At 58.7% G+C, this 13,313-nt stretch carries 4 protein-coding genes; all 4 read left to right on the top strand.

The window, feature by feature from the left end; genetic code table 11:
* Window positions 1–76 precede the first annotated feature (76 nt).
* The gene (locus QMX84_RS11770; protein ID WP_282363857.1) at window positions 77–4,180 is read left to right on the top strand and encodes a membrane-targeted effector domain-containing toxin; all 4,104 of its coding nucleotides are present in this window, start codon (window positions 77–79) and stop codon (window positions 4,178–4,180) included.
* Window positions 4,181–4,492: 312 nt separating this feature from the next.
* Window positions 4,493–6,253 (top strand): type VI secretion system baseplate subunit TssF, encoded by a 1,761-nt coding sequence (gene tssF / locus QMX84_RS11765; protein WP_273218399.1) that lies wholly within the window; start codon window positions 4,493–4,495, stop codon window positions 6,251–6,253.
* Window positions 6,254–6,458: 205 nt separating this feature from the next.
* Window positions 6,459–9,215: a type VI secretion system Vgr family protein gene (gene tssI, locus QMX84_RS11760; protein WP_282363856.1), complete on the top strand. Its 2,757-nt coding sequence runs from the start codon at window positions 6,459–6,461 to the stop codon at window positions 9,213–9,215.
* Window positions 9,212–13,313: DUF6531 domain-containing protein (locus QMX84_RS11755; protein ID WP_282363855.1), on the top strand; the 4,102-nt coding region annotated here is incomplete at its 3' end. The genes tssI and QMX84_RS11755, both read left to right, overlap by 4 nt.

Raw genomic sequence — 13,313 nt, 5'->3', positions numbered from 1 at the left:
CGGCATTTACCTATATCAAGCGTCTCGCTCAACCTGTGTAGCGTCTTCTCCTGGCAAATTACCCCCAGGAGCACACATGCCCACCTCCCTTGCAACACCCTCCTCCACTGAGGCTCTACAGGCACAAAGCCTGAATCATTTATTTGAGTACCAGCAGGCGTTGAAAACGCTACTGGATGCGCTACCCGAGACGGGCAAGTCGCTGATGGATATGCTTCACGCGCGGGCCCAGCAGTCATTCCTCAAGCATCCCCTGCCGATTGCCCTGGACGCGGTGCACTATGAAGAAAGCATCTTGCTCACCCTGCATTCGGGTTCAACCCTGGTTGACTGGCCGCGACCAGCCACAACCCAGCGGATGGTTGACTTCTTCAACAACACCCCTTGGGGCGGTAAACATTTCGAGACCACCAATCGGGTCTATCGGTTCTTCACAAAGACCATCCGTGACGAAGTAAACCCGTCTTCCCCGACACGTAAACGCACCGTTCACCTGACCACGGCCGGCACACCTGCCTTCGAGCAGTTTGTTGATGATTTACTCCGGTATCCAGATCGTTATTACCAGCGCCAACTGGATGACTTCTGGCGCGCAGCCTTTGCCCCCGGTAAACCCCTCACACGCCAACAATGGCTCGTAGAGCAACTGGGCAAAGCGGTCGCGGCCGAGGCCACGCTGCGGGTTGCGGACCACACCCTGGAAGCGTCCGGCAAAGCGCTGATCGATACACTTATCAGCAAGCCTTACAGCCAGCTGCGCGAGCAACTGCCCGTGGCACAACGGCCAGCGACGTTCTCTGTGAGTATCAAAGGCAAGAATCAGCAGGCCGACATTCCTTTGGCCGGGGTGTTCGTGGTCTCGAGCCAAACGCCCACTGCGGTTATCGACGCCAGTACCGATCTGGGCGCCATGCTGCTGTTCACCCCAGACAAAGGCCTGGATCTGTTCAGCTCGCTGCAGGCACTGGATCAAGCGCTGCGCTCGCGGTTCATCAAGCCTGAATCTGTCGATGGGTTGCTGGACACTGTCTGTTGGCAAGACCAAGTCCGAGCCCAGAGTTATCAAACCACTGATGTAACGTTTGCTTACGCACAGGTATCGGAAAATATCTTCGAGCACTCTGTGCGCTCACTCTTGACCCTGCAAAAACAAGACATTGCCCACGGCTGGAGCTGCTTGCCCCGACACGAATCCAACGCCGAACAGGTGTATGAACTTTTCAATCGCCTGGCGCACATCGGCCCGCTTCTGGATATCCGCAACCGCTTGGTGGATCGTGGCAGGCGCTACATCGACGCCAATCTGCCGTCGTGGTACCTGGCCGCCAGCGCCAAAGATCAGCAAGCGCTGGATAAGCTGGTTGTGGCCGAGTTGGCGTCCAACCAAACTTTCGCCAAGCTGTTCTACGAGGCTAATATCCCACCCCTGGCGATGTTTGCCCGCACGGCGCTGATTCGACAGTTGGCAATCGACTACCCCGGCAAGACAATCGACCCTGATAGTGTGCAGGTCAGCATCACTCACTCCTTTAATCCCGCCAGCCTGGGCGGCGGCGTTGGACCCGACCACGTGTCCTCTACCGAGGACCCGGCAACCCGGCCAAGTTACACCTTGACCTTGACCTTGACGGCGCTGGCATTGCGCAACATTGACCCGTGGGATGCCAGCTTTTACAAAATCTTCACGGGTCAGAAAACCTCAATATTCGCTACTTATAAAGAATCCTCCGGCCAGCTCATCGAATTTGATGAGCGTTATCTGAAGTCTCTGGTCCAGGGACTGGATGTGAGCGAAAGTTACGACAAACTGCTGCAAGCGCGATTGATCACGGGTGGCTCCGCCCTGCGCAAAGCCTGGGCCGATGCGCACCGCGCCAGCCTGGCGTGCGCAACCCAGGCAGCGCAACTGGACACCCGCAGTTTGCTGCAAACCAACCCCCTGCGCAGTCACCAGTGGCTGCAAGCCATCGTCGAAGCCGACACCCTGGCAAGCCGTAAGAAAGTGGGGGGGCACAGCATCATCGCCAGCTCGATGCTGATTGCCAACTCGCCCAGCACCCGCAATGGTCATCCGCTCAATGACGTGTTGATCATCAGCCTTGAGCAACGCCAGCCTATCCCCAATGTCATCCTGTACACACCAGGCGCGCCGAACGAGCAGACCTTCAAGGAGTTTGCCAGCCTGGAGGCCATGCAGCAGTTTCTGATGCAGCAATGGGCTGAATCGCTCGAATGGCGGCGCTACATCCTCCAGCACCTGTCCAAAGCCGGGCAGGCCGCAATGACCGAGCAGCCCCGGCAACTCGGCGAGCTGCTGCTCAGTGCCCGCAGCCGGGTCGGCAACCCGTTCCAGACCGTGCATACCTTTGCAATCAATGAGCCGCTTCACAATGCGCTGTATGAACAAAGAGTCTCAACCTTGCGCCACAACGCGGACCACGACTCAACCAGCAACGCCGAGGTCGAAGAGCAATCACTGTGGAACAAGCTGACTTTCGGGATAGACCTGGCATTGGACTTGGTGGTGATGCTGCCCATCGCGACCGCTTCGAAGACCCTGCACAGCGTCACTAAAGTATTTTTGCTGCTCAAGCAGGCAGGCGCCTCAAAATCCGCAGCCAGGGCGCTGTGGTCTATCACAGGTGCACGATACTTGCCCCCGAGCGCGCCCAAACTCCGTGCCTTGGCCGCACTCAGTCCCCCTCCCGATCTATCCGGCATGCACGTGCAAGTCAGCTCTTCAGAACTGAATCACATCAAAGGCAACTTGTACCAGAGCAAAACCGGTGCACAGCATTATGCGTTGATCGACGGCAAGTATTACTTGAGCGATGTGGCTCAGGGTCAACGTTTTATTTATCCGCCCAGCACTGCCCTGCAAACCCTGCGCTATCCACTGTTTGAGGACACGCACCTGGACACCTGGCAGGCAGAGCCCCTGCCCAGGCTACGGGGGGGTATGGACCCGATTGAAAAAGGCCCATCGCAAACCACCTACCAGGACTACGAACTGCCCATGACTGATCGTGCGCTACTCCCGGCAATTAATAGGGGTTTGCCCGGGGCTTTCAGTATTGGCGCACAAACCCTGACCCTGCCGCAGAGCATGTCAGCAAGCATGCTGCACCTCTTTGCCATTCAGTCTCGACTGCGCAGACACGCAAGGCTGTTCTACTCAACGTTCAAGGAGAAAGCCGGGGCGCTGGTGATACCGCCGCGAAATGTGTTGCCTGAACCTCTGTTTGATCATCTGTTCAGTCAGCGTAAGAGTGTCGTCATCGGTGAAACTCACCACATCGCCCTGACGCGCAAACTGTTGATCGAGAACATGTCAGCACTCAAGAGGCAGTCGCTGGAGCGTATTTACATAGAGTTTCTGATTACGGAAGTTCATCAAGAGCTTCTGGATACGTTCAACGCATCGCCAGCAATGCCAATGCCACTTCTGCTCAAAGAGCGTCTGCAATGGCTGGACGCTCATTTCAACTTGTCCAACACGCCTCATAACTTCACGCAACTGGTTGAAGCGGCACATGCCCAAGGGATAAGCGTGATGGCGCTTGATAGCGCAGCCTGTTCACAACTCGAAATAGGCAATCTTTCCCCGCCAGGGGCAGCGCAGACATTGTCCGATCAACTTGATCGAGTCACGATGTTCAATTTTTTCGCCCATAAAAAAATAGCATTCGATCAACGAAAGTATGGCTCGAACCGCTGGCTGGCCCTGGTGGGACTCGCCCACTGCAATACGTTTCAAGGCATACCGGGCTTGGCCAACCTGAGCAACGCGACCAGCATCCGCGTGGTAGGTAGACTGGCAACGCTGCCCATGAGAACCACCCGTGACTCAGGCCTCATCATTCCGTCGCCCTGGCGCACTCACCAATTAAACGCCCGTTGCGAACTGTTAGTGCATGTCCCTTCCGTAGGTAACAGCTTTTCTGTGACTACGCGGATCCACAGCCCCAATATGTTCACCCTCACCTACGGGCCTCCCGGCAACGTTTTTGTGCATTACCTGAACGCTCATCACCAACGTTTCGATGTCCCTCTGCTGATGGATGGCAACCAACCCTACGTTGACCACTCCCTGTTTGGTTCGGTGAGCAATCGCCGTTTTAACAGCCTGGAAGAACTGGTGGATGCACTGACGGATGAACTGCACATGACCGAGGCCTGAGGTTATTTAAAATACAAAACTTCACTAAACAGTTCCTATGTAGGAATTAGCCGTCAGACAAAAACATTATCACAAGTAAGCCTGCTCCTGATTTTTGCTTGATGGTTGTGACTGCATAGCCGCCTGCCTAGACTCGCTTTATGTAGGGATAAGTACCCACATCAACGACATTCAATCTGACACCACCTATTAACAAAAAAAACAACAGAGAATGCATCATCAATACTTATTAACTATTAGTTGCAGGAAGTTTCTTACGCAGGCTCCCTGCAACTGACCGCCCAACTCAACCCCTTATTAAACGGTATCGCCATGTCCTTGAAAGATCGCTTTGCGAAAGAACTTCGCGACCTCCAGGAGTTGGGGCGCGAATTTGCTGAGGACAATCCGCAACTGGCACCGTTTTTAGGGCCGGGCGCCAGCGATCCGGACGTGGCGCGATTGATGGAGGGGTTCGCTTTTTTGACCGCCAAACTGGCGATGAAAATCGAAGATGATCTGCCCGAACTCACCCACCCGCTGCTGCAAATGGTCGCCCCGAATGCTTTGCGGCCATTGCCCAGCACCACGCTGATGCGCTTTGAACCGGTGCAACATGCGCTCAGCGGCTCGCAGATCATCCCCAAGGGGACACTGTTGCATGCCAGGCCGGTCAATGGTGTGAACTGTACCTTCCGCACCTGTACGGACGTGCACCTGCACCCGATGGTGGTGAGCAGCGCCAGTGTTTCCCACAGCGTGCAAAAGTCCGTTATCAGCCTTGAGCTGCAAGCCCTGTCGCAACAGCCCTGGAACCAGATCAACTGCGACCGGCTGGATTTCCACCTCGGCGTCAATAACGCCAACGCGCTGGTGGTATACCAATGGCTCTCACAGCACCTCAAGAGAATCAGCCTGGGCATCGGTGATCATCAACTCAGCTTGCCTCCAAACATCTTGAGTTTTGCCGGCTTCGACCCCGATGACGCGCTGCTGCCTGGCTTTGCTCCTCATCAGAACGGCTATCGCCTGCTGCAGGAGTATTTCTGCTTTCCCGAGCGTTTCCATGGGTTCACGCTCAAAGGGCTAAAGCGCCATTGGCCCGAACAAACCAGCGAAACCGTGCGCCTGGAACTGCATTTTTCCAGGCCGATGCCCACCTTCGTAGAGGTCAGCCCCGAGACGTTCTGCCTGTACTGCACCCCTGCCATCAACCTGTTTGAGCACGCGGCCGAGCCTATTTTGCTGGACGGTGCAGAACTGAATCAAATCGTACGCCCGCGCACCCGGCGCCCGCAGGCTTACAGTATTTTCAGCGTTGATCGGGTGAGCGCCCGTCAGCGTGACCCCGAGTCAATACAGCCCGAGCGGCATTTCGAGCCGTATCAGTCGCTGGTCCATCGCGTCGAAACCGCTAGCGAACAGGAAGCGGCCTATTACAACCTGGCGATTGAACCCGAGCTGCTCACGCAGCAGGCCAGGCATACTCTTAGCCTGATACACGGCAATCAGCGTCCTTACCTGGGCCAGCGTGAAGAACTCAATATTGCCTTGACCTGCACCAACAATGATTTACCCCAACAACTGGAAATCGGTGATATCTGCCTGGTGACTCAGACCACACCGCCCTTTGCCACGTACCGCAACCTGACGCGGCCGACACGTCAATACCCGCCCGTGTTTGACGGTGAAGCGCATTGGGCGCTGATCTCCAACTTGTCGCTGAACCGACTGTCCCTGACCTCACCCGCCGCGCTGAAGGCAGTGTTGCAGGTCTACGACTTTATCGCCCCCCATGACCTGCAACATCAGCGGGCCACCCAGCACCGCTTGGAGGGCATCAAAAAGGTCAGCAACCAGCCCACAGACTACGTGTTCAAGGGCATCCCGATGCGGGGCAGCCAAACCACGCTCTGTGTCGATCCGGCAGCCTTCAGTGGCGAGGGCGATTTACAGGTGTTCGGCAGTGTCCTGTCGCACTTTATGGCGTTATATGCCAGCAACCAGTCTTTTCACCTTTTACACATGGTCAATATTGCACGCGATAGCGAATTCACCTGGCCTGTTCAAACTGGCCAACAAGCCAACATTTAAACGTGTTAACGGGTGTGTATTTATAAAAACAGACCTGCTGCATAAACAAACAAAAAACATCCTGCCTATCACATATAGGAAACAGGTGATTCGCGCCAAACAAGCGCACTTATAAACACTTTCACGTTTATTTAAGCGTGGGCACTTACATGCCCGAATACCCATTATTCAAACCTGCCCATGCACTTAATATGCGGGAGCCATCATGCCCTCTTCACAGGATGTGCGATTCACCTTCAGTTCAACAGCCGACATTGCCTTTGATGTGGTGTCATTTGAACTGAGCGAAGGCATCTCTGAACTTTTCTGTTTAAACGTTGAATTGATCAGCGAATCCGCCACTGCCGATTTCGCCACCCTGCTGGACAAACCCGCCACACTGACCCTCTTTCAGGGCGACCAGCCCGTACGGTACGTGCACGGGTTGATCAGCCAGTTCGAGCAAGGCAAGACCGGCTTTCGTCGCACCTGGTATCGCGCCCGCATCGAGCCCGAGCTGGCCCGCGCCAACCTGCAATCGGACTGGCGGATTTTCCAGCAGCGCAGCGTGCCGCAGATACTCCAGCAATTGTTCAAGGATCGCCACTGGGGCGCGTGTACCCAGCGCCTGACCGAGCCCCATCAAACACGTGAATTCTGCGTTCAGGCCGGCGAGCTGGACCTGGCGTTTTATCAGCGCCTGGCCGCCGAAGAAGGCCTGCTGTCGATCTTTCAACACAGTGAGGCCGGGCATTCTTTGATCCTGGCTGACCACATCGCCACCTTCGGCATTTTGCAGGATGAGCCATTGGTGTACGCGCCCAACCCCGGCGGCGATCCCGCGCAACCGGCACTGCACAGTTTTACCTACCGCGAACAGGTACGGAGCAGCGAGCAGACCCAGCGCGATTACACCTTCACTCACCCGCGTTACAACCTGGAACAACAAGAACAGGCGATGCATCTGGACCATCAATCCAGCGGCTATGAACGCTACGACTACCCCGGTCGTTACAAACATGACAACGCCGGTAAACCCTTTACCCGCACCCGCCTGCTGGCCTTGCGCAGCGATGCGCGCACGGTTGAAGTGACGGGTGATGATGCACGGCTGGTGCCGGGTTTGGCCTTTGATCTGGTCGGCCACCCGCGCGAAGGCATGAATATCGGTTGGCGCGCCGTGCACATCCACCACAGCGGGCAGCAGCACACAGCCCTGGAAGAGGAGTCCGCCGACAGTCGTGTCGGCACTCGCTACAGCCTGACCGCCACCCTGATCCCTGACACCCTGCAATGGCAGGCCCCGCTGCTGCCCAAGCCGTGTATCGAGGGCCCGCAAATCGCCACCGTGGTCGGCCCGGCCAATGAAGAAGTCTATTGCGATGAGCATGCCCGGGTGCGTCTGCAGTTCCCTTGGGACCGCGAAGACCGCAACGACGACCGCAGCTCTTGCTGGGTGCGGGTGTGCCAGAGCTGGGCCGGGGCGGGTTGGGGCCATGTGGCGTTGCCACGCATCGGTCAAGAGGTGCTGGTGGCGTTTCTGAATGGGGACCCCGACCAGCCGATGGTGATTGGCCGCAGTTACCACGCCATCAACCGCACGCCTTACAAGCTCCCGGAATTCAAGGCCATTAGCCCGATCCGCAGCAAGGAGCTGCACGGCCAACGCCACAACGAACTGCGCCTTGATGACACCCATGGCCAGATCAGCGCCACGCTGATGACCGACCATCAGCACACAGCGCTGAACACGGGCTTCTTGACCCATCCGCGCCCGGATGGCGGAGCGCCTCGTGGCGAAGGTTTTGAACTGCGTACCGACGCCCACGGTGTGGTGCGGGCGGGCGGCGGCTTGTTGCTGACAACCCAGCTTCGCGCCCGCGCCGTCGCCCATCACACCGACCTGCCCGAATGCGCCGAGCAACTCAGCATTGCGCAGCAACATCACGCTACCTTTTCCCAACTGGCCCGCGACCATCTGGCCCAGGAAAGCGGCGATCAAGATGACGTCGCGCAGGTACTCAGTGACCAGCATGCGGCCATTCGCGGCACAGGCGGCACAGGCGGCAACCCGAGTGCCAACCAGTTCCCCGAGCTGAGCGAACCCTATCTGGTGCTGCACAGCCCTGCCGGAATCGCCAGCAGCACGCCGCAATCCACCCACTTAACCAGCGGCGAGCACCTGGCCCTGACCAGTGGCGGCCACACCAGCCTGGCCATCGGTAAACGCCTGCTGATCAGCGCCAGCCGCGGCGTGCGCACCTTCGTCCAGAGCTTGGGCTGGCGACTGGTCGCGGCCTCTGGCGACATCGACATTCGCGCCCTCAAAGACAACATCAACCTGCTGGCCAAGCTCAACATCACCGCCACTGCCGAACGCATCACCCTCAGCGCCAAGGAAGAACTGGTGATCAAGGCCGCAGGCAGCACTACCACCTATAACGCCGGTGGCATCACCCACACCACTAGCGGCCAATACATCGCCCATGCCAGTAACTTTGCCTATAAAAACGCGCAAAGCCAGGCCGCAGCGTTTCCCCAAGACATCAAAAGCGGTACCGGGAATCTGGAGTTGCTTCAGCAGTATGCCAATGGGTTGGCGTTCAAGGGGGGCCAATACCAGGTAGAAGATGCTCTGGGACAGGTGTTCAAAGGCGTGCTGGATGCCAATGGATTTGCAGTCGTGGCAGGGTTGGCACCCGGCCCGGCCAACGTCCAGTTCAACAAGGACCCGGTTGATGTCTGGACCGATCCGGGTTTCCCCGGGCCCCATGAACAAATCGAAACCACCACCGCTGAGACCACCCGCACTCACCTGGCGGTTCAGGCCAGAGCGGTGCTTGAGACAGTACTCAACACCCCACCGTCTAAAAACGCGCTGAAGGCAGCGGCCCTGAGCAAAATGCCCTCGTCGGTCAAAACCCTCGCGGGCAGCATCGATGCTTCCGGGCAGCAGCCCGGCAACCCGGAGAAATCATCATGAATTCTCCTGCCACTCGCCCACGGCAATCGGCCAACAGCCCAATCAATACAGTCACCAAAGACGATATCGAGGCAAGCAAGGAAAAGCTCGACCAATGGCTGCGCAAGCTCACCAACGATACGGTCAGCTGGAACATGGTGCACGCCGCTGGCTCGGTTATTCCCGGGGTCGGTACAGTCTTTGCGGGCATTGATGCCATTGGCGATCTGCTCACGCTGATCGAAGGTGATCGCGAGGATTTTCTCACCTGGGTGAGCCTGGGTATCAATGTGGTCGGGTTGGTCTCGTTCCCCGGGGGCGGTCCTGCCCGGCTGGCGGTGCGCACCACGCTGTCCACGGTGCGCAAGAACGGTCTGGCGGCCATCTCAGCAGCCATGCTTACCGCCCTCGAAGAGAATCTCAACGACAAAACCCGAGGCGCACTCGAAGACTTTGCCGCCGCCATTCAAACCCGCCTCAGCGAGCTGTTGGCGAAAATCGCCGCCGAAATCAGCAAAGCCTGTGCCGCTTTCGCCCAGATGCTCAGGAGCATCGCCAGCGATGACGGACAGAAGACGCTGGCAAACAAGACTAAAACTGCGTCTCTGTTCGCAGGCCCGCTGTTTGCCATTGGGGCGCATTTTTTAATCGACGACAGAGTGCTCTCCAAAAGCACCTGCCAAGAGCTGCTCAGCGTGGCCAAGAGTGCCGACGATATCGGCAAGCTGGCCGCGCAAAAGGTCACGTCGCTGGGCGATGCGGGAAAAGTCGGCAGCATCGGCAATTTGATTGCCGAACTGGTCAGCGTCCTCGCCCGCCGCAAGCGCCGCGGCACCCAGCCAGCAAGCGTCGCACCACAACACGTCAGCCACGCCCAGGCCCAAACAGGCCAAGCGGGGATGGTGACTCAAAACACTCAACGTCACACCGACAGAGATCCCGGCTGCAAAAACAAAACCGCCTCCAGCACCGGTTGCAGCATCAGCTTCGCCACGGGTAGCGAAACCGTCGCACACGCTGACTTTTCCCTGCCCGGACCCTTCCCGGTTGAATGGGTGCGCACCTACCGTTCAAGTCTCGACGCCCTGGATCACGGCAGCCTCGGCGCACGCTGGATCACCCCCTTTACGACCCGCATTGCGGTCAACGACACAGGCCTGATCTACCTCGGTGCCGACGGGCGCAACCACCGCTATCCCAACCCCAAGCTCGGCAAACATCACTACGACGCCGTTGAAGGCGTACTGCTGGTTCGCAACTCAGCCACCACCTTGGTCATCGCCCGCGGCCACGACAGCCAGGAACACTACCAGCAGTTGGGCGATCACTACGCCCTCAGTGAAATCACCCTGCGCGGCGGCGCCCGCGTCACCCTGCACTATGACCACCAGCACGCAGGCCAAGCGGTGCTATCGGACCTGATCACCTACCAGAGCGACACCCCGCATCAACACATCCACACCCAGCTCGACGACAACGGCCGCATCAACGCCCTGTGGCTGATGCACGAAGGCGCGCCCTTGCGCCAGCTGGCGGACTACGACTATGACGAACACGGCGATCTGCGCGCTGCCCGCGACGAACACGCCGCGCAGTGGGCGTATCAATACCAACATCACCTGATCACCCGCTACACCGACCGCACCGGGCGCGGCATGAATCTGCAATGGCAAGGCGACGGTCCGGACGCCAAAGCCGTGCGCGAGTGGGCCGACGACGGCAGCTACGACACCCGCCTGGAATGGGACGCCAACATCCGCCTGACCTACGTCACCGACGCCCTGGGTCAAGAGACCTGGCACTACTACGACATCCTCGGCTACACCTACCGCATCATTTACCCCGACGGCAACGAAGAGTGGCTGTTTCGCGACGCCGCCAAAAACGTCATCCGCCATATCCACACCGATGGCAGCACCGATTCATATGCCTACGATGATCGCGGCAACCTGCTGCAACACACCCGTGCCGACGGCAGCAGCATTCACCACGCCTACGACGACCAGGACCAGCGCTTCAAGACCCGCGATGCCGAAGGCGGCCTGTGGAAATATGACTACGACCCGCGCGGCAACATCATCGAAACCCTCGACCCGCTGGAGAACACAGCCTGCTACGCCTACAACAGCGACAACCTGCCGGTGCTCATCACCGACGCCCTCGGCGGCAGCAAACACCTGGCCTACAACGCCGACGGCCAACTGACCCGCTACACCGACTGCTCGGGCAAAGCCAGCCAATGGCAATACAACGCCCTCGGCCAGCTCAGCCGTTTTACAGACGCTACGGGCAACATCACCGCCTACCATTACAGCGCCGGGCAACTGGTGCGCCTGACCCTGCCAGACAACACCGAAGAGCATTTCGAGCGCGACGCCGAAGGCCGCCTGCTCAGCCACACCGATGCCCTGCGCCAGCGCACCGTGTGGCACTACAACGAAGCAGGCTTGATCCAGCAGCGCCAGCAGGCCGACGGCAGCACCCTCGCCTACCGCTGGGACAAGCTCGGCCAATTACTGGAACTGCGTAACGAGAACAACAGCACAGCCACCTTCGCCTACGACCCGGCAGGCAAGTTGCTGAGCGAAACCGGCTTCGACCGGCAAACCATTCACTACCAGTACGAGAACGGCAGCCAACAGCCGACCCATCGATCCGACGGCGACCGGGTCTGGCGATACGACTACGATCCGCTCGGCCGCCTGAGCGCCCGCCACGCCGCCTACCAGGGTGGCAAGCAATGGCAGACCGAAACCTTTGCCTACGATGGCAACGGCAACCTGCTGCTGGCCACCAACCCGACCTGCAAACTGCAGTGGTTTTACGATGCAGCGGGCAACAACACCCGCGAACATCAGCACCTGCACCTCTACAAACCCTGCCACGTTGCCATCTGGCAGCACGAGTACGACGCCCTCAACCAACGCATTGCCACCACCCGCCCCGACGGCCACCGGGTCAGTTGGCTGACCTACGGCAGCGGCCATTTGTTGGCCATGAAAGTCGACGACATCGAACTGCTGAGCTACCAGCGCGACGACCTGCATCGTGAAATCGTCCGTCACCAAGGCAACGGCCTACAACAGCGCCAGAGCTGGACGCCCAACGGCCAGTTACAGGAACAGACCGTAGCCCTTACCGGCTCAAGCACGCGCCTGCTGGTACGCAACTACCGCTATGACGATGCCGGTCAATTGACCGACCTGCACGACAACCGCCGTGGCGACATCAACTACCGTTACGACCCGCTCGGTCGCCTACTCGGAGCCAGCAGCCAGTACAAAGAAGAAACCTTCGCCTTCGACCCGGCCAGCAACCTGCTCGACCCCAAGGCCCCGCGCCGGCCCATCCACCACCCGCCGCCCAAGCTCCTCGACAACCTGCTGCGCGACTACGTCGGCCAGCACTACACCTACGACGCCCGCGGCAACCTGCTTGAACGCCTCGACAACGGTAAAAAAGCCCGTTTCACCTGGGACCTCTACGACCGCCTGACCCGCTACGAAGACGAACGCCTGACCGCCGACTTCGCCTACGACGCACTGGGGCGACGCGTAGCCAAATACTCCAAAGCCCACTGCCCGCCCAGCCCTGGCGCAGGCCCGGCGTGGATCGAGCAGCAACAGCGCACGCTCAACGCCCAATACGACTGCGGCCGAAACATCTACGGCTGGGACGGCGACACCCTCGCCTATGAAACGCGCTACAGCGACAACCCCGGCGAACGACGTCTGATCCACTACTTCTACGAACCGGGCAGCTTCATCCCCGTCGCCCAAACCGTCGAAAACCTCAGTCTGTCGCTCGTGCGCGAACCAACCCATGAAAACGGCTACCACATCGACCGCGACCCGCTGTGGCAACACCAACCCGTAGCAAAACCGTTCAACGCCATGGCCTGGTACCAATGCGACCACCTCGGCACGCCGATGGAACTCACCGACCAACGCGGCGAGATTGCCTGGAGTGCGACGTATCAAGCGTGGGGGTTGGCCAAGGAAAAGCGTACCGACAGCGCAATACGCGAAAACATCCGCAACCCGCTGCGCTTTCAAGGGCAGTACTTCGACACCGAAACCGGGCTGCACTACAACCGCTATCGGTACTATGATCCGCAGG

It is taken from the genome of Pseudomonas sp. PS01297 (genome assembly GCF_029959305.1).
Classification (GTDB): Bacteria; Pseudomonadota; Gammaproteobacteria; order Pseudomonadales; family Pseudomonadaceae; genus Aquipseudomonas; species Aquipseudomonas helleri.
This window is presented reverse-complemented; position numbering and strand designations above follow the sequence as displayed.

Excerpts from the sequence above, each read along its gene's own strand:
- tssF (WP_273218399.1), top strand. The coding sequence starts at position 4,493 with ATGTCCTTGAAAGATCGCTTTGCGAAAGAACTTCGCGACCTCCAGGAG.
- tssI (WP_282363856.1), top strand. The coding sequence starts at position 6,459 with ATGCCCTCTTCACAGGATGTGCGATTCACCTTCAGTTCAACAGCCGAC.
- QMX84_RS11770 (WP_282363857.1), top strand. The coding sequence starts at position 77 with ATGCCCACCTCCCTTGCAACACCCTCCTCCACTGAGGCTCTACAGGCA.